General features: G+C 62.1%; 18 protein-coding genes. 11 read left to right on the forward strand and 7 right to left on the reverse strand.

Annotation, left to right across the window (positions count from 1 at the left end; genetic code table 11):
* Positions 1–169 precede the first annotated feature (169 nt).
* Positions 170–955, forward strand: coding sequence for an outer membrane protein OmpK (locus tag EJD88_RS03540; protein WP_099586375.1), 786 nt, complete (start codon positions 170–172; stop codon positions 953–955).
* A 44-nt stretch (positions 956–999) separates the two neighbouring features.
* Here EJD88_RS03540 and EJD88_RS03545 read toward each other — a convergent pair whose 3' ends face one another.
* Positions 1,000–2,130, reverse strand: a complete 1,131-nt coding sequence (locus EJD88_RS03545; protein WP_099586376.1) for a patatin-like phospholipase family protein — start codon at positions 2,128–2,130, stop codon at positions 1,000–1,002.
* 31 nt (positions 2,131–2,161) lie between these two features.
* Positions 2,162–3,097, reverse strand: a complete 936-nt coding sequence (locus tag EJD88_RS03550; protein ID WP_112196346.1) for a lipid A biosynthesis lauroyl acyltransferase — start codon at positions 3,095–3,097, stop codon at positions 2,162–2,164.
* A 119-nt stretch (positions 3,098–3,216) separates the two neighbouring features.
* On the opposite strand from EJD88_RS03550, the gene minC reads away from it, so the two are divergent.
* The 7 genes from minC to EJD88_RS03580 all read left to right on the forward strand — a co-directional run bounded on the left by minC (position 3,217) and on the right by EJD88_RS03580 (position 10,041).
* Complete coding sequence (gene minC / locus EJD88_RS03555; protein WP_099586400.1) at positions 3,217–3,954, forward strand: septum site-determining protein MinC; 738 nt, start codon at positions 3,217–3,219, stop codon at positions 3,952–3,954.
* A gap of 200 nt (positions 3,955–4,154) precedes the next feature.
* Entirely contained in the window at positions 4,155–4,967 is an 813-nt protein-coding gene (gene minD, locus EJD88_RS03560; protein WP_092486440.1) for a septum site-determining protein MinD, read from the forward strand.
* Positions 4,968–4,970: 3 nt separating this feature from the next.
* Positions 4,971–5,225, forward strand: coding sequence for a cell division topological specificity factor MinE (gene minE / locus EJD88_RS03565; protein ID WP_003175252.1), 255 nt, complete (start codon positions 4,971–4,973; stop codon positions 5,223–5,225).
* A gap of 96 nt (positions 5,226–5,321) precedes the next feature.
* Complete coding sequence (locus EJD88_RS03570; RefSeq protein ID WP_057721392.1) at positions 5,322–5,957, forward strand: RluA family pseudouridine synthase; 636 nt, start codon at positions 5,322–5,324, stop codon at positions 5,955–5,957.
* Positions 5,958–6,206: 249 nt separating this feature from the next.
* Positions 6,207–7,496, forward strand: a complete 1,290-nt coding sequence (locus EJD88_RS03575; RefSeq protein WP_099586379.1) for a M18 family aminopeptidase — start codon at positions 6,207–6,209, stop codon at positions 7,494–7,496.
* 147 nt (positions 7,497–7,643) lie between these two features.
* The gene (locus EJD88_RS26970) at positions 7,644–7,820 is read left to right on the forward strand and encodes a hypothetical protein (RefSeq protein ID WP_010208820.1); all 177 of its coding nucleotides are present in this window, start codon (positions 7,644–7,646) and stop codon (positions 7,818–7,820) included.
* A 52-nt stretch (positions 7,821–7,872) separates the two neighbouring features.
* Positions 7,873–10,041: a mechanosensitive ion channel family protein gene (locus EJD88_RS03580; RefSeq protein WP_099586380.1), complete on the forward strand. Its 2,169-nt coding sequence runs from the start codon at positions 7,873–7,875 to the stop codon at positions 10,039–10,041.
* 98 nt (positions 10,042–10,139) lie between these two features.
* Here the strand turns inward: EJD88_RS03580 and EJD88_RS03585 are convergent, their stop codons facing one another.
* The 5 genes from EJD88_RS03585 to EJD88_RS03605 form a co-directional block, all read right to left on the reverse strand.
* The gene (locus tag EJD88_RS03585) at positions 10,140–10,361 is read right to left on the reverse strand and encodes an MbtH family protein (RefSeq protein WP_017527671.1); all 222 of its coding nucleotides are present in this window, start codon (positions 10,359–10,361) and stop codon (positions 10,140–10,142) included.
* 83 nt (positions 10,362–10,444) lie between these two features.
* Complete coding sequence (locus EJD88_RS03590; protein WP_112196347.1) at positions 10,445–11,857, reverse strand: aspartate aminotransferase family protein; 1,413 nt, start codon at positions 11,855–11,857, stop codon at positions 10,445–10,447.
* Between the two features lie 161 nt (positions 11,858–12,018).
* Positions 12,019–12,786 (reverse strand): N-acetylmuramoyl-L-alanine amidase, encoded by a 768-nt coding sequence (locus EJD88_RS03595; protein WP_158876851.1) that lies wholly within the window; start codon positions 12,784–12,786, stop codon positions 12,019–12,021.
* 124 nt (positions 12,787–12,910) lie between these two features.
* Entirely contained in the window at positions 12,911–14,233 is a 1,323-nt protein-coding gene (locus EJD88_RS03600) for an ATP-binding protein (protein ID WP_158876853.1), read from the reverse strand.
* On the reverse strand, positions 14,230–14,910 hold the full coding sequence (locus EJD88_RS03605) for a response regulator (protein ID WP_099586384.1): 681 nt from the start codon (positions 14,908–14,910) through the stop codon (positions 14,230–14,232). Before EJD88_RS03605 ends, EJD88_RS03600 begins: the two co-directional genes overlap by 4 nt.
* A 176-nt stretch (positions 14,911–15,086) precedes the next feature.
* Here EJD88_RS03605 and dsbD point away from each other — a divergent pair, with 176 nt between their 5' ends.
* From dsbD to dsbG, 3 genes are read left to right on the forward strand one after another with little or no spacing between them, the layout of a single operon-like run.
* The gene (gene dsbD, locus EJD88_RS03610; RefSeq protein WP_158876854.1) at positions 15,087–16,814 is read left to right on the forward strand and encodes a protein-disulfide reductase DsbD; all 1,728 of its coding nucleotides are present in this window, start codon (positions 15,087–15,089) and stop codon (positions 16,812–16,814) included.
* Positions 16,814–17,665: a TlpA disulfide reductase family protein gene (locus EJD88_RS03615; RefSeq protein ID WP_158876856.1), complete on the forward strand. Its 852-nt coding sequence runs from the start codon at positions 16,814–16,816 to the stop codon at positions 17,663–17,665. Before dsbD ends, EJD88_RS03615 begins: the two co-directional genes overlap by 1 nt.
* Positions 17,641–18,402: a thiol:disulfide interchange protein DsbG gene (gene dsbG, locus EJD88_RS03620; RefSeq protein ID WP_158876858.1), complete on the forward strand. Its 762-nt coding sequence runs from the start codon at positions 17,641–17,643 to the stop codon at positions 18,400–18,402. The genes EJD88_RS03615 and dsbG overlap by 25 nt, the downstream gene beginning before the upstream one ends.
* The last annotated feature ends 60 nt before the right edge of the window (positions 18,403–18,462 follow it).

Here is an 18,462-nt window from a genome sequence, read left to right on the forward strand (position 1 = left end):
CCAGTATTCTCCGCGCCCGCTTGAATTGACGGTTGTTTAGCGCCTTGGCGCGGCTCTTGCTATGACCATAAAGCTGACCATTCAGACCACTTTCAGCGATCCAAAAGGCGCCGCACTAGAGCGCCTGCGTAGAAGAAAAACCACAAAATCTTAACTCGGGAGCAACCGAATGAAACCTATGTTCAAAGGCCTGATGCTGGCAGGATCCCTGCTGGCGGGTGGCCAGGCCGTGGCCGGTGACTTGTTGCAGTGGCAGAACAACAGCCTGACGTACCTGTGGGGCAAGAGCTTTACCGTCAACCCGCAGATCCAGCAAACCGTCACGTTCGAACACGCCGATGCGTGGAAGTACGGCGACAACTTTGTATTCGTCGACCGCATCTTCTACAACGGCAAGGAAGACGGCAACGTCGGCCCAAGCACCTACTACGGCGAGATCAGCCCACGGTTGTCATTCGGCAAGATCCTCGACAAAGACCTGTCCTTCGGCCCGATCAAGGATGTGCTGCTGGCCTTCACTTACGAGTTCGGCGAAGGCGATAACGAATCGTACCTGCTCGGCCCGGCGTTCGATTTGAACATCCCTGGTTTCGACTACTTCCAGCTGAACTTCTACCAGCGCCAGACCGAAGGCAATCGCCCGGGTGATGGCGTTTGGCAGATCACCCCAGTGTGGTCGTACACCCTGCCGGTGGGCAACTCCGACATCCTGATCGATGGCTTTATGGATTGGGTGGTGGACAACGACAAGAACGCCCGTGGCACCTACCACGCCAACCTGCACTTCAACCCACAGGTTAAATACGACCTGGGCAAGGCGCTGCATTGGGGCGACAAGCAATTGTATGTAGGTTTTGAATACGACTACTGGAAGAACAAGTACGGGATCGAAGATTCTGGGGCGTTCAAGACGACTCAGGACACAGCGAGCTTCCTGGTCAAGTATCACTTCTAACCGACACTAAAAAATTAGTGGGGGGGGCTTGCTCCCTCCCACATTTAGATTGATTCAAGTCCCAGGAACCGGCTGATTTCTTCGCGCTTGGCCAGCGCATCTTTCCTACCCAACTCAATCAACTCGCTGCAATACCCCGCCTCGAACAGCAGGTAACTCAACACCCCTGCCCCGCTCGTCTTGGTCGCCCCCGGCCCCCTCAGAAACAGACGCAACGCCGCCGGCAATTCCTGGCGATGCCGCGCCGCAATTTCATCGATCGGCTGGCTCGGCGCAATCACCAGCACCTCTACCGCCGCCAACCCAGGCGCGGCATGACTGAACTGATTCAAGCGCTCCAGCAACTCGATGTCGCTTTCCAGGCTGTCAATGAACGTACTGTTGAGCATATGCCCGCCGATCTGCGCCAGGGTAGGTTCCTGGCCGGTGAAGCTGCGCTGCACCGCCGGTTCATTGCCCCGTGGGTTGCCGCTGACGCCCACCACCAGCACGCGGCTGGCGCCCAGATGCAGGGCCGGGCTGATCGGTGCTGATTGGCGCACTGCGCCGTCGCCGAAATACTCCTGGTCGAGTTTCACCGGGGCAAACAATAACGGGATCGCCGAACTGGCCAGCAAGTGCTCTACCGTGAGCGCGGTGGGTACGCCAATGCGGCGGTGACGCAGCCAGGCATTGATGGTGCCGCCGCCCTGATAGAAGGTCACCGCTTGCCCGGACTCATAGCCGAACGCCGTGACCGCAACCGCATGCAGATGTTTGTTCCGGATCGCCTCGTCGATACCTGCCAGATGCAGCTTGTCCTGCAGCAGATCACGCAGTGGCGAACTGTTGAGCAGCGCTACCGGAAATTGCCGCCCCAGACCCAGCAGGCTGTGGATCAGGAAGCGACTCGCCTGACGGATCACACCGGGCCAATCGCTGCGCAATACCAGATGGCTGCGAAAGCCCTGCCAGAATGCTGTAAGGCGCTGGACGGCTGCCGTGAAATCCATCGCCCCACTGGCCAGGCTCACCGCATTGATCGCCCCCGCCGACGTGCCGACGATCACCGGAAACGGGTTGGGTGCCCCCGGTGGCAGCAATTCGGCAATCGCCGCCAACACCCCCACCTGATACGCCGCTCGCGCCCCGCCGCCGGAAAGAATCAAGCCTGTTACCGGTTCAGCTGGGCGCATCGCATCACTCCGTGTCGGGGAAAAATCTGTCTTATCGGCGGCGTTTTTCGTACAGCTTGGGTTCGCCCGGCGGCCGGCTCTTGAAGCGGCGATGGGTCCACAGGTATTGCTCGGGGCATTCGCGTACAGAGGCTTCGACCCACTGGTTGATGCGCAGACAGTCCACCTCATCGCTTTCGCCAGGGAAGTCGGTCAACGGCGGGTGGATCACTAGGCGGTAACCGCTGCCATCCGCTAGGCGTTCCTGGGTGAACGGCACCACCAGCGCCTTGCCCAGACGGGCGAACTTGCTGGTGGCGGTGACGGTGGCGGCCTGGATGCCGAACAGCGGCACGAAGATGCTTTGCTTGGCGCCGTAGTCCTGGTCCGGTGCGTACCAGATGGCGCGGCCGGCGCGCAGCAGCTTGAGCATGCCGCGCACGTCTTCGCGCTCAATGGCCAGGGAATCGAGGTTGTGGCGCTCGCGGCCACGGCGCTGGATAAAGTCGAACAGCGGGTTGCCGTGCTCGCGGTACATCCCATCGATGGTGTGCTTCTGGCCCAACAGTGCCGCGCCGATTTCCAGGGTGGTGAAGTGCAGGGCCATGAGGATCACGCCCTTGCCATCCAACTGGGCCTGCTTGAGGTGTTCAAGGCCTTCGACGTGGGCCAGGCGCGACAGGCGCTGGCGCGACCACCACCAGCTCATGGCCATCTCAAAGAAGGCGATGCCGGTGGAGGCAAAGTTTTCCTTGAGCAACTGCTTACGCTCTTCGGCGGTTTTTTCCGGGAAGCACAGTTCCAGGTTTCGTGCGGCGATGCGGCGACGTTCGCCAGCCACACGGTACATGCCCGCACCCAACAACCGACCAATGGCCAGCAGGGCGCGGTAAGGCAATTGGGTGACCAGCCACAGCAGGCCGAGCCCAAGCCATAACAGCCAGAAACGCGGGTGAAAAAATGCAGCTCGAAAACGCGGGCGATCCATTACAGATTCCGGTAAAGACAGGGCCGCGCATTCTACAACGGTTCGACCCGGCTTGCGGCCAGTGGATGTTCTCGTTATAAGTCTCGACACTTTTCGTGACAAGCCGCTTTATGCCGACCATGAGCCAAACCGAACCGCTAGACCAAGATCCCGTGTTCCAGCTGAAAGGCAGCATGCTCGCCATCACCGTGCTGGAACTCGCCCGCAACGACCTCGACGCCCTGGACCGCCAGCTCGCCGCCAAGGTCGCCCTGGCGCCCAATTTCTTCAACAACGCCCCGCTGGTGCTGGCCCTGGACAAACTGCCTGCCGGCCAGGGCGCGGTCGATCTGCCCGGCCTGATGCGCGTGTGCCGCTCCCACGGCCTGCGTACGCTGGCCATTCGTGCCAGCCGTATCGAAGACATTGCCGCAGCCATCGCCATTGAACTGCCAGTACTGCCACCGTCCGGCGCACGCGAGCGTCCGCTCGAACCATTGGTCGGTGAAGAGAAGAAAAAACCGGAAAAACCACCGGAGCCGACGATCAAGCCTACAAAGATCATCACCTCGCCCGTACGCGGCGGGCAGCAAATTTACGCAGAGGGAAGCGACCTGGTAGTGATCTCCTCGGTCAGTCCCGGCGCGGAACTTCTGGCTGATGGCAATATCCATGTATACGGCCCGATGCGCGGACGTGCCCTCGCCGGCATCAAGGGCGATACCAAGGCCCGTATTTTTTGCCAGCAATTGACCGCTGAGCTAGTGTCCATCGCGGGTCGGTACAAGGTTTCCGAAGATTTGCGCCGTGATCCGCTGTGGGGGGCCGGGGTGCAGGTCAGCCTTTCGGGCGACGTGTTGAACATCATCCGTCTTTAACGGATACTGCCGCATTTTCCAAGCATCTCTAGACTCTGATAGCACAGCGAAACCGGCAAGACTTGCGTAGGAATAATTGGAAGTTGGCGTTTCCCCATGGAAACCACATCTTTTTCCTACAATGGCTGTCCGCCTGCGGCGAGTTCCAAGAGATGTTTTTCAGGGACTGAAAAGTCCTTTTTCCTTAGGGGTGAAACACCTTGGCCAAGATTCTCGTGGTTACATCCGGCAAGGGTGGTGTGGGTAAGACCACCACCAGCGCCGCTATCGGTACCGGTCTCGCTCTGCGCGGCCACAAGACAGTCATCGTCGACTTCGACGTCGGTTTGCGTAACCTCGACCTGATCATGGGCTGCGAACGCCGCGTGGTGTATGACTTCGTCAACGTGGTGAACGGCGAAGCCAACCTGCAACAGGCCCTGATCAAGGACAAGCGCCTTGAGAACCTGTACGTGCTGGCCGCCAGCCAGACCCGTGACAAAGATGCGTTGACCAAGGAAGGCGTAGGCAAAGTCCTCGCTGAACTGAAGGAAACCTTCGAATACGTGGTGTGCGACTCCCCGGCCGGTATCGAAACCGGTGCTCACCTGGCGATGTACTTCGCCGATGAAGCGATCGTGGTGACCAACCCGGAAGTGTCCTCCGTACGTGACTCGGACCGCATGCTCGGCCTGCTGGCCAGCAAGTCCCAACGCGCCGAAAAAGGCGAAGACCCGATCAAGGAGCACCTGCTGCTCACCCGTTACAACCCTGAGCGCGTCAGCAATGGCGAAATGCTTGGCGTTGAAGACGTCAAGGACATCCTCGCGGTCACCCTGCTGGGCGTGATCCCGGAATCCCAAGCAGTCCTGAAGGCTTCCAACCAGGGCGTGCCGGTGATTCTTGACGACCAGAGCGACGCCGGCCAGGCGTACAGCGATGCGGTTGATCGCTTGCTGGGCAAGTCCGTGGAACATCGCTTCCTCGATGTAAAGAAGAAGGGATTCTTCGAGCGTATCTTTGGAGGCAACTAAACAATGAAATTTCTCGACTTCTTTCGCGCCAACAAAAAGCCAAGCACCGCGTCGGTCGCGAAAGAGCGTCTACAGATCATCGTGGCGCACGAACGCGGCCAACGCAGCACCCCGGACTACCTGCCCGCCTTGCAGAAGGAACTGGTCGAGGTGATCCGCAAGTACGTCAATATCGGCAACGATGACGTGCATGTCGCTCTGGAAAATGACGGCAGCTGCTCGATTCTGGAACTCAATATCACCCTGCCTGATCGTTGATCGAACAGGCGGCCGCCACGGCGGCTCGATCACCTTGATCCCCTTGCGGGAACCGGGTGGTCGAGCCGCCGTTGGCGTTTGTTGCGAGGCTGTTTAATGCCGCTGTCCAATATCCATATCCTGCATCAGGACGACGCTGTCCTGGTGGTGAACAAGCCGACCCTGCTGCTCTCGGTGCCTGGCCGCGCCGACGACAACAAGGATTGCCTGATCACCCGCCTGCAGGAAAACGGCTACCCCGAAGCCCGCATCGTCCATCGACTGGACTGGGAAACCTCGGGGATCATCCTGCTGGCCCGGGACGCCGATAGCCATCGCGAACTGTCCCGTCAGTTTCACGACCGCGAAACCGAAAAAGCCTACACCGCGTTGGCCTGGGGCCAGCCGGAACTGGACAGCGGCAGCATCGACCTGCCCCTGCGCTACGACCCACCGACCAAGCCCCGCCATGTGGTGGACCATGAGTTCGGCAAGCATGCGCTGACCTTCTGGAAAGTGCTGGAGCGCTGTGGGGACTGGTGCCGCGTGGAGCTGACGCCGATCACCGGGCGCTCGCATCAGCTGCGTGTGCATATGCTGTCCATTGGGCACCCGTTGCTCGGTGATGGCTTGTACGCACATGAACAGGCACTGGCTGCCTGGCCGCGCTTGTGTCTGCACGCGAGCATGTTGAGCTTCACCCACCCGCAAAGCGGCGAGCGCTTGCGCTTTGAGTGCCCTGCCCCCTTTTAAGCTGTGAACACAGTCAAATGTGGGAGGGGACTTGCCCCCGATTGCGGTGTAGCAGCTGCCGAGCGCAAGCGAGGCTGCGTTGGGAGCCCCGCAGATCGTGGGGTGTCAATACGTCCGCTACGCAGCCTCGCTTGCGCTCGGCAGCTGCTACGGATTACCGCTATCGGGGGCAAGCCCCCTCCCACATTTGTTCTGTGCACTTCTGGCCATCGGACGGTAAACTCCGCGCACTGCTGTCTGGAGCTATTTATGCGCGAAGCGTTGAATCAAGGCCTGATCGACTTCCTCAAGGCCTCCCCTACTCCTTTTCATGCCACTGCCGCCCTGGCCCAGCGCCTGGAAGCGGCCGGTTACCAGCGTCTCGACGAGCGCGAAACCTGGACCACCGAAGCCAACGGTCGCTATTACGTGACCCGCAATGACTCCTCGATCATCGCCTTCAAGCTCGGCCGCCACTCGCCGCTGCAGGGCGGTATTCGCCTGGTCGGCGCCCATACCGACAGCCCGTGCCTGCGGGTCAAGCCCCAGCCCGAGCTGCAACGCCAGGGTTTCTGGCAATTAGGTGTGGAAGTCTACGGTGGCGCCTTGCTGGCCCCGTGGTTCGACCGTGACCTGTCCCTGGCCGGCCGCGTGACGTTCCGCCGCGACGGCAAGGTCGAAAGCCAGCTGATCGACTTCAAACTGCCCATCGCCATCATCCCCAACCTGGCCATTCACCTGAACCGTGAAGCCAACCAGGGCTGGGCGATCAATGCCCAGACCGAACTGCCGCCGATCCTCGCGCAATTTGCCGGTGACGAGCGCGTGGACTTCCGCGCCGTGCTCACCGAGCAACTGGCACGCGAGCATGGGTTGAACGCAGACGTGGTGCTCGACTACGAGCTGAGCTTCTACGATACCCAGAGTGCGGCCGTGATTGGCCTTAATGGCGACTTTATCGCCGGCGCGCGCCTGGACAACCTGCTGTCCTGCTACGCCGGCCTGCAAGCCTTGCTCACCAGCGAAAGCGACGAAACCTGCGTGCTGGTGTGCAACGACCACGAAGAAGTCGGTTCCTGCTCGGCCTGCGGCGCCGATGGCCCGATGCTGGAACAGACCCTGCGCCGCCTGCTGCCCGAAGGTGATGAGTTCGTACGCACCATTCAGAAATCTCTGTTGGTGTCTGCGGACAACGCCCACGGCGTGCACCCGAACTACGCCGACAAGCACGACGCCAACCACGGTCCCAAGCTCAACGCCGGCCCGGTGATCAAGGTCAACAGCAACCAGCGCTACGCCACCAACAGCGAAACCGCCGGGTTCTTCCGCCATCTGTGCATGGCCGAGGAAGTGCCGGTACAGAGCTTTGTCGTGCGCAGCGACATGGGTTGCGGCTCGACCATCGGCCCGATCACCGCCAGCCACCTGGGCGTGCGCACCGTGGACATCGGCCTGCCGACGTTTGCCATGCATTCCATTCGTGAACTGTGCGGCAGCCATGACCTGGCGCATCTGGTGAAGGTGTTGGGCGCGTTCTACGCCAGCCACGACTTGCCCTGATCCAAAGGCTGAATACAGTCAAAAATGTGGGAGGGGGCAAGCCCCCTCCCACATTTGGTTTTGCGTACACCTGATCTATATCACCTGCACTTCCCGCAATCCGACCTAGACTTGTCAGTATTCCCACTCCGACAAGGCCGTCGCCCCATGATCTCCATGTCTTCCTTCCACGCCATGCTTATCCCTATCCTGATCGGCATGATCATGCTCGCGGTCGGCTTCAATTTTCGCGACAAACCCCTCGGCGTGTTCGGCATGTGGATCGGTATGCTGCTGATCCTGGGCACTGTGGTGTACAAGATCCTCGCCAAACTGGCCGAATGACCCGTGCACTCGTACACTCGCTCAACCCGTCGTTTCCAAGGTTGAACGCCTCGTGTTTTCCCGTCTGTTTGCTCTGCCCTGCTACCTGCTGATCGCCCTGCTCACCCTGCTGCCCCTGGCGTCTGCCCAGGCGGTCGGCCTGCCCGGCCTGCTGGGCAGCACCAACAAGTCACAGCCCCAGGCAGAAGTGCCCCTCGGCCAATCGCTGGACGAGGTGATCAAGACCCTGGAAAACGACCAGCAACGCACCCAACTGCTCAGCGACCTGAAAAAGCTGCGTGCCGCCACGCAAAAAGCCCAGCCGGCCGCCGAGCAAGGTGTGCTTGGGCTGATCGGCAACACGCTGTCGACCCTTGAGCAACAGTTTTCCGGTAACGACAGCCCGCTGGGGCGCTGGTCCAATGAAATCGACCTGGCCAAGGACGAGCTCGATGCGCTGATGCTGCCGGCCAGCGAATGGCTGCCGATCATCTTTGGTTTCGCGCTGATTTTGGCGGTGTGGAGCCTGCTGGCCTATGCGTTGATATGGCTCAGCCACCGCATCCGCGAACGGTTCGGCCTGCCTGAAGAGTTGCCGCAGCACCCACGTACCTGGGACATGGTGCGCTTTGCCCTGCGCAAACTCGGGCCGTGGCTGATCGCGCTGGTGATCACCGTGTACATGAGCTACGCGCTGCCCTCGTCCCTGGGCAAGTCCCTGGCGATGGTACTGGCTTATGCGTTGGTGGTCGGCACCTGTTTCTCGGCCATCTGCGTGATCGCCTTCTCGCTACTCGACGGCCCGCACCGCCATCGCGCGCTGTACATCCTGCGGCACCAGGCCTTTCGTCCGCTGTGGTGGATCGGCAGCTTCGCCGCCTTTGGCGAAGCCCTGAGCGACCCGCGCCTGGTAACGGCCCTCGGCCAACACCTGTCGCACACCGCCGCAACCGTCGCCAATGTGATGGCGGCGCTGTCCACCGGCGTGTTTATCCTGCGTTTTCGCCGGCCGATCGCCCACCTGATCCGCAACCAGCCGCTGTCACGCCGCCTCACACGGCGCGCGCTCAGTGACACCATCGAGATCATCGGCTCGTTCTGGTATATCCCGGCCCTGCTGCTGGTGGGTATTTCCCTGTTTGCCACGTTCGTCTCTGCCGGCGACACCAGCACCGCCCTGCGTCAATCGCTGCTGTGCACGGTATTGCTGGTGTTGTGCATGGTGATCAACGGCCTGGTGCGTCGCCATGCCCTCAAGCCGCAACGCGGGCACAAGCGCCATGCGCTGTACTCCGAGCGCCTGAAAAGCTTCATCTACACCCTGGCTCACCTGGTGGTGTGGCTGGTGTTTATCGAACTGGGCCTGCGGGTCTGGGGCCTGTCGCTGATTGGCTTTACCGAAGGCGACGGCCATGAAATCGCGGTCAAACTGTTCGGCCTGGCAGGCACGCTGCTGTTTGCCTGGTTGATCTGGATCCTCAGCGACACGGCAATTCACCACGCCCTCACCCGCTCGCGCAAAGGCCTGGCCAATGCGCGGGCGCAGACCATGATGCCGTTGATCCGCAACGTGCTGTTCGTGACGATTTTCATCATCGCCGCCATCGTCGCCCTGGCGAACATGGGCATGAACGTCACGCCGCTGCTGGCCGGTGCCGGTGTAATCGGCCTGGCCATCGGTTTTGGTGCGCAGTCGCTGGTGGCGGATTTGATCACCGGCCTGTTCATCATCATCGAAGACTCCCTGGCAATCGATGACTACGTGGACGTGGGCGGCCACCTCGGCACCGTCGAGGGCCTGACTATCCGCACCGTGCGCCTGCGCGACATCGACGGGATTGTGCACACGATTCCGTTCAGCGAGATCAAGAGCATCAAGAACTACTCGCGGGAGTTCGGCTACGCGATCTTCCGCGTGGCGATCCCGTACAACATGGACATTGATAACGCGATCAAGCTGATCCGCGATGTCGGCCAGAAAATGCGCAACGACCCGCTGCAGCGCCGCAACATCTGGTCGCCGCTGGAGATTCAGGGCGTGGAAAGTTTTGAGTCAGGCAGCGCGATCCTGCGGGCACGGTTCAAAACGGCGCCGATCAAACAGTGGGAAGTGTCGCGGGCGTTCAACCTGTCGCTGAAACGGCATCTGGACGAAGCGGGGTTGGACCTGGCCACACCGCGCTTGAGTGTGCAGGTGGTCACGGGGGCGTCGGGTGGGCTGGAGAAAGAGAAGGAAGCTTGAAGGCATCGCACCCACCGTTGCCAAGCGGGCTTGTTGTGGTGAGTGGGCCTGCCCCGCTCACCACAACAAGCCCGCTCGCCACATAAAGCCTGATTACCTCAGGCCAGTGCCGCGCCATCCATCTTCTGGCGCAGGCTCAACGGGCGCATATCGGTCCAGGTTTCTTCGATGTAGGCCAGGCACTCTTTCTTCAGGCCGCTCTTGCCTACGGTGCGCCAGCCTTCCGGCACGGCCTTGTAGTCGGGCCAGATGGAATACTGTTCTTCATGGTTGACCACTACCTGAAACAGGATGTCGTCGCGGTCAAATACTGAGGTCATTGCTGTTCTCCATCGCAAAAAAAGCTGGCTGCGCACCACGCGCAGCACTGATATCTGTAGAAACGTACCAAACCGTCGAAAAATTAGAGGCTGGCCACAGCGGCGGCCAGGGCGCGCCCGAAGATCTCGGCCACACGGTCGACTTCTGCGGCGGTGATCACCAGCGGCGGCAGGAAGCGCACTACGCTGCCATGACGGCCGCCCAGTTCCAGGATCAGTCCGCGCTTGAGGCACTCGCGCTGTACCAGCGGCGCCAATTGGCGGTGCACCGGTGGGTGGCCCTGGATGTCGAGGGTACCGTCCGGGTCCACCAACTCCACCCCGAGCATCAGCCCGCGGCCGCGAATATCGCCCAACTGCGGGAAGTCCCGTTGCAGGATGCGCAGATGTTCGCCGAGGCGCTCGCCCATCGCTGCCGCATGGCCGGGCAGGTCGTGTTCCTTGAGGTAGCGCATCACCGCCGAACCCGCCGCCATCGCCATCTGATTGCCACGGAACGTACCGGCATGGGCGCCCGGCAGCCAAGTGTCGAGCCAATCGCGGTACACCACCACCGCCAGCGGCAAGCTGCCGCCGATGGCCTTGGACATCACCACCACGTCCGGAATGATGCCGGCGTGTTCAAAGGCGAACATCTTGCCGGTGCGCCCAAAACCGCTCTGGATTTCATCGACGATCAACGCCACGCCCGCCTGCTCGGTGATCCGCCGCAGGCCGCGCAGCCAGTCGAGGTCGGCCGGGATGACGCCGCCCTCACCCTGCACCACTTCAACAATCACCGCTGCGGGCAGCAATACCCCGGCTTCCGGGTCGTTGAGCAGGTTTTCCAGGTAATGCAGGTTGACCTGCACACCTTGCGCACCGCCCAGGCCGAACGGGCAGCGGTAGTCATAGGGGAATGGCAGAAACTGCACGCCATTGCCCAGCAACGCACCCAAGGGTTTCTTCGGACCCAGGCTGCCCATCAGGCTCAAGGCGCCTTGGCTCATGCCGTGATAGCCACCCTGGAACGACAGCACGGTGCTGCGCCCGGTGGCGGTACGTACCAGTTTCAGCGCAGCTTCCACCGCGTCGGTGCCGGTAGGGCCACAGAACTGAATCTTGGCTTCCCGCGCCAGCTCGGCCGGTAACAGGCCAAACAGATCCTGTACGAATTGATCCTTGACCGGTGTCGTCAGGTCGAGGGTGTGCAACGGCAGTTCGTCACTCAGCACTTGCTGGATGGCTTCGATCACTACCGGGTGGTTATGCCCCAGCGCCAGCGTGCCGGCGCCGGCCAGGCAGTCGATGAACTGGCGGCCTTCCACGTCTTCCACATAAATACCCTTGGCACGCTTGAGCGCCAGGGGAATGCGCCGCGGGTAACTGCGGGCGTTGGACTCCTGCTGGCGTTGACGGGCCAACAGCGGTGTTTCATCGAACTGGTAGAGCGTTTCCGCAGGCGCCGGGCTGCCATGCACCGGGGCGCTTTCGATACGGCTGGTAGCGACTGACATCTCTCTGTCCCTCAATACGCTGATGATGGTGACCAAACTGCCAATCCGTTGGCGTCTGGCCCAAGGGCATGCGCACGGATTTCCTGTTCTGGAAACGCATCAGCGGCTGAGGGATTTAGGGCTATTGATCGTTAGCGGATGCAGTTGAACGGTACTCGGCGTCAAAGTCCTCGGTATTTTTCGTTCAGGGCATACAGGATCGCGCACGTCTCGGCATCCAACACACCCCGGTGATCTCGCGGCCTGAAGTGCATCTGGAACGCCCGCGTGCGCTGTGCAAACGCCTGTCGGTTCTGCGCAGGCTTATACCCATACCGCTCAAACGCCCGCTCGACCTCTACCTCCGGTGGCAGCCCCACACCAAACCGACGCTGGTACATCGCCCGCGTCGCCTCATCAAACCAGGCGCCAACCCCGGCGTCGTACAAGCATCGCCAAGGCAACCGGGGCCCTGGATCACTCTTGCGCCAATACGCCACGTCCGAATGCCCGAGAATATCCGCCGGGCCGATCTGCGGGTAACGCCCGAGGATGTCGCGCACCAGTGCAATCAACACCGAAACCTGCTCCTGGGCGTACGCAGGAAAGGTAAACACCCCCGCGTCATCCCGCGCCAGGTTGACGATCTCGATACCAATCGAACGGCTATTGAGGTTATCCCGCCCAGCCCATTGGCTCGCCCCGGCATGCCACGCACGCTTGGTTTCATCCACCAGACGAAACGCGCGCAGTTCGTCATACCCGGCAGCGCGGTAGCCGGGCTCATCGGGATCAGGCAGAAGATAGTGGGCGCTGACCCCGTCCTGGGTCAGGGTTCGCAGGGAGGACGCGAACGGCGCGGCGGTGTAATGCAGGATCAGTTGCCCCACAGGCTCGCCGTTGCGGTCGTTGAAGTGCCTGGCTGGGAAACTGGTGTCGATGACCAACATAAGAACCATCCTTTTCAATACAGGCCGAGTCATTCGGCCCGTTCAAGCGCAAAAAAATTAGCGCCATCCTGAAGACTTGAACGTCAGCAGGGTGGTAATTATTTGGCACTTGAAAGGACGGCGTTCAGCGTCGCAGCGGCATGCCCAACTCGACACGCAGGCCATCGGCCTGGCTGTCGAATGTCAGTGAACAGGAGCAGCGCTGCACAATCGCTTGCACGATCGCCAGGCCCAGGCCGCAGCCTTCGCTGTTGCCATTGCGCCAGAAGCGCTGGGTCAGGTATTGCAGGTCTTCACTGGAAATCTGCTTGCCATGGTCGCGCACGCGGAACACCACTTGATCTGGGGCGGTGAACACACTCAGCTCTACCCGCGTGTCCGCCGGCGTATGGCGCAAGGCGTTGTCCAGCAGGTTGCGCAGGGCGGCAACCGCCAGGCCCACGGGCATTTCCACCGGGGCAGCGGACAGGTTGTGCGGCAGGATCAGATCGATACGCGAATTATCGCCAGCAGTGGCATCCTGGATCGCCAGCCGTGCGACTTCTTCGGCGCTGGACTGCAGGCCATCGTCAAACGACAGGCTGCCTTCCACCCGGGCCAACAGCAGCAACTGCTCCAGGGTACGGTGCAAGCGGTCGGCGCCCTCCTCGGCGTGGGCCAGGGACTGGTCGCGGGCCGCGCCTTCGGTCATGCGCGCCACTTGCAGGTGGGTCTTGATCGCCGTCAGCGGGCTGCGCAGTTCGTGGGCGGCATCGCCGGTGAGGCGGCGTTCACGCTCGATGGTCTTGGCGATGCGTTGCAACAGTTGGTTCTGGGTGTCCAGCAGCGGTTTGAGTTCGCTGGGCAGCGGGTGGATCTGCAGCGGTTCGAGGGAATCGGCACTGCGCCGCATCAGCGCGTCGCGCATGCGGTTGAGCGGCAGCAGGCTCTGGCCGATGCCCAGCCACAGCAGGCACAGGCAACCGAGCATGGCCACGCCCACCGGCACCGACGCCGCCAGCAGGATCGACAGGTTCAGGGCCTCGCGCTCAACCTGGCGGTCGGCGGTGGTAATGAGCAGGTCGCCACGGGACAGGGTAAAGCTGCGCCAGCCCACGCCGTCGATCATCTGGTCGCGAAAACCGCTGCGTTGCGACTCCAGGCCCTGATCCGGCGTGGTGTGGCTGCGCGCCAGGATTTCCCCGCGCAAGGAACTGACCTGGCAGGCCATGCCGCCCGGCACGTGCAGTTGCTCGGCACTGAAATGCGCGCCGCCGCTGACACTGGCCAGGCCCGGCATCTGCTCGGTGAGCCCCGCCACCATGCGTGCCGACGCCACCAGGCGCTGGTCGAGGGAGAACATCATCTGGTTGCGCAAGTCGTTGAGCATCCAGGCCGCTGCCAGGGCCCAGATCAGCACGAAGGCGGCGCCGAGCTTGAAAGTCAGGCGCAGGCGCAGGCTTTTCACGAAGCGTTCTCGCCGTCATCCGCCGGGCCCAGGCGATAGCCCAGGCCGCGCACGGTCTCGACAATGCCATTGCCCAATTTGCGCCGCAGGTGGTGGATATGCACGTTGAGGGCGTTGCTCTCCAGCTCATCGTTGAAGCCGTAGACGCTGTCCTTGAGCTGCTCGCTGGACAGCACGCGGCCCTTGTTGTGCAGCAGCGCCTGCAGCAGCGCTTGTTCACGCCGGGACAGATCCACCGGCTGGCCGCCCAACAGGGTTTCGCGGCTGCTGGGGTCATAGGTCAACCGGCCATGTTCGATCAGGTTGACGCTGCGCCCCGCCATCCGGCGCAGCAGGGTTTGCAGGCGGGCAGCCAGTTCGCGCAGGTCGAAGGGTTTGAGCAGGTAGTCATCGGCGCCGGCTTGCAGGCCGTCGACGCGGTTGGTCACCGAATCCCGCGCAGTGAGGATCAGCACCGGAATCTCCAGGCCCTGGCTGCGCAGTTGCTGCAACAGCTTGAGGCCGTCTTCGTCGGGCAGGCCGAGGTCGAGCACCATGATGTCGAAGGTCGCCGCCTTGAGCATCGCCCGCGCAGCCGCCGCCGTGGCCACGCGCTCAACCGTAAAGCCCTGGGCGGTGAGGCCGGCCACGATGCCGCTGGCAATCAGTTCGTCGTCTTCACAGACCAGTACGTGCATGGTGAACCCTTCATGAAAGATGGGGGGATTAAAGGTGCAGCGGATTAAGCGCAGATTATGCCGTGAAAAGAGTCACGCTCAGATATTCCCTACACTTTAGAATAGCCCCCGGTTAATCATCGGTTAATCAACGCCACACATTGTGTGCCTCACTTGTATCGGACTAAGGCTTGACCATGCGGCATCTGTTTACCTTTCTGCTGGTGTTGTTCGCCGGGTTGGCCCAGGCCGCGCCGGGCAACCCGTTTGAGACCAAACCCGATTTCCTCCCGGTGGGCAAGGCCTTTACCTTTACTTCCGAACGCCTTGAAAGTGGCGAGACCCAGTTGTATTGGCAAATTGCCGACGGTTATTACCTGTACAAGCAGCGCATGAAGTTCGAAGGCCTGGCCGCCCAGCCGGCACTGCCGCAAGGCGAGGCCCATAGCGACGAGTTCTTTGGCGAGCAGGAAGTGTATCGCCAGGGCCTGGAAGTGAAGCTACCCGCCGGGGCCACCGGCCAGGTCAAACTGGGCTGGCAGGGCTGCGCCGATGCAGGCCTGTGCTACCCGCCGCAGTCGATCACTGTAGACCTGGGCGGCAACCCCGCCGTCGCCGCCACCGCGCAAGCCCAGGACCAGAGCCTGGCCAGCGGCCTGCAACAGCGCAGCCTGGGCTGGAGCCTGCTGGTGTTCTTCGGCCTGGGCCTACTGCTGGCATTTACGCCGTGTTCACTGCCGATGCTGCCAATCCTCGCCGGCCTGGTGGCGGGCAGTGGCGCCAGTCCTCGCCGTGGTTTTGCCCTGGCCAGCAGCTACGTGGTGTGCATGGCGCTGGTGTATGCGGCGCTCGGCGTATTGGCGGCATTGCTCGGCGCCAATCTCGCCGCGCTGCTGCAAACTCCCTGGATTCTCGGCAGTTTCGCCGCGTTGTTCGTGATCCTCGCCCTGCCGATGTTCGGCTTCTTTGAACTGCAACTGCCCGCCTTCCTGCGCGATCGCCTGGACAACGTCAGCCGCAAGCAAAGCGGTGGCAGCCTGATCGGCGCCGGGGTGCTCGGCGCGCTGTCCGGCCTGTTGGTCGGGCCTTGCATGACCGCGCCACTGGCGGGCGTCCTGCTGTATATCGCGCAAAGCGGCAATGCGCTGCACGGTGGTTTGATCCTGTTCTACATGGGCATCGGCATGGGTGTTCCACTGTTGCTGCTGGTGACCGTGGGCAACCGCTTCCTGCCCAAGCCGGGCAACTGGATGAACGTGCTCAAGGGCATCTTCGGCTTCCTGTTCCTGGGTACCGCCGTGCTGATGATTCGCCCGGTGGTCGGCGAAAGCCTGTGGATCGGCCTGTGGGGCGCATTGGCGCTGGTGATGGCCTACTGCGGCTGGACCCTGGCCCGCGAGTACGGCCTGGCGGCCAAGGTATTCGGCGCCGGTTCCCTGGTGCTGGGCCTGTGGGGCGCAGTGCTGGTGGTGGGCGCGGCCGGTGGCGGCGACGATCTGTGGCAACCGCTGAAGGTGTACCGCGGCGCGCAGGTCGCCGGTGCGCCCACCGCCCATGACGCCTTCATGACCATCAACGACCCCGCCGTCCTGCAAAATCAACTCGACAGCGCCAAGGCCCAGGGCCAATGGGTGCTGGTGGACTACTACGCCGACTGGTGCGTGTCGTGCAAGATCATGGAAAAACAGGTGTTCGGCCAACCCAAAGTCCTCGATGCCCTCAAAGACGTACGCCTGCTGCGCCTGGACGTCACCGCCGACAATGCCGCCAGCCGCGAACTGCTGGGCCGCTACAAAGTACCGGGGCCACCGAGCTTCGTCTGGATCGGCCCCGACGGTGAAGAGCGCCGCGCCCAGCGCATCACCGGCGAAGTGAATGCCGACGCCTTCCTGCAACGCTGGACCCAAGCCCGGGACGCCCTCTGATGCTGACCCTGACCATCGGCACCTTCGCCATCGCGCTGAATCATATCCTGCTGATCAGCGCGTTGATTCTCGCCACCCTGGTGGGCTGGCGCGTGGCCAAGCGTGGCGGTGAGAACCCGGAATCGGTGCTGTTCAGCCTGTTCCTGCTAGGCATGCTCGCGGCACGCGTCAGCTTTGTGCTGATGTACTGGAGCTACTACAGCAGCGACTGGCTGCAGATGGTCGACCTGCGCGACGGCGGCTTCCTCGCCTGGCCCGGCATCATCACCCTGATCCTCGGTGCGCTGGCCTACGGCTGGCGCCGCCCGGCGCTGCGTAAGCCACTGAGCGCCGGGGTCATCACCGGCCTGCTGTTCTGGGGCATGACCAGCCTGTCCTTGAGCGTGTATGAAAAAGGCACGCGCCTGCCGGACATCACCCTGCGCAACGCCAATGGCGAAGTGGTGCAACTGGCGGATTACCAGGGCGGCCCGCTGGTGATCAATCTGTGGGCCACCTGGTGCCCGCCCTGCCGCCGCGAAATGCCGGTGCTGGAAAGCGCCCAGCGCATGCGCCCTGACGTGACCTTCCTGTTCGTCAACCAGGCCGAAAGCATGCAAAGCGTCAGCACCTACCTGGCCACCCAGGGCCTGAACCTGGACAACGTCCTGTTTGACGCCAACGGCCGCCTCGGCCAGGCCGTGGGTTCCATGGCCCTGCCGACCACCTTGTTCTACCAAGCCGACGGACGCCTGATCAACAGCCACTTGGGCGAGTTGTCCCAGGCCAGCCTGGCCCGTGCCATGGAACCCTTCGACACCGCCCCTGCTGCCACAAGGAAACCGACATGCCAAGCCTCCGCCACCTGCTGACCCTACTGCCGCTGACGCTGGCGGCCACCCTGGCCCAGGCCGAAGACTGGCCGGCGCCGATCAAACAGATCGAAGCCAAGGGCGCCAGGATCATCGGCAAATTCGACGCCCCCAGCGGCCTTACCGGCTACGCCGCGCAATACCAGAACCGCGGCATGGCGCTGTATCTGACCGCCGACGGCAAAAGCGTGATCGCCGGCAACCTGTACGACGCCCAGGGCAATGACCTGAGCACCGCGCCCCTGGAAAAACTGGTGTACGCGCCGATGGCCAAGGAAGTCTGGGCCAAGATGGAAAAAAGCAGTTGGATCCAGGACGGCGACGTTAAAGCGCCACGCATCGTCTACCTGTTCAGCGACCCTAACTGCCCGTACTGCAACATGTTCTGGGAACAGGCGCGGCCATGGGTCAAGGCCGGCAAGGTGCAGTTGCGCCACATCATGGTCGGCATCATCCGCGAAGACAGCGCGGCCAAGTCCGCAGCCCTGTTCGCCGCCAAAGACCCGCAAAAAGCCCTGGAAGAACACGAAGCCGCCGGCAAGGGCAGTAAATTGCAGGCAATGGCGAAGATCCCGGCGGATATCGAAGCCAAGCTCGATGCCAATATGAAGTTGATGGATGAGCTGGAGTTGTCGGCGACGCCGGCGATTTTCTACCTGGATGACAAGGGTGGGTTGCAGCAACAGCAGGGGGCGCCGTCGCCGGATAAGTTGGTGAAGATTCTTGGGCCGAGATAGGCGTTGCCTGGGATGACGCCATCGGGGGCAAGCCCCCTCCCACATGTTGATGTGTGAATA

This window comes from Pseudomonas sp. PB105 (genome assembly GCF_009764655.1).
GTDB lineage: Bacteria > Pseudomonadota > Gammaproteobacteria > Pseudomonadales > Pseudomonadaceae > Aquipseudomonas > Aquipseudomonas cyclaminis.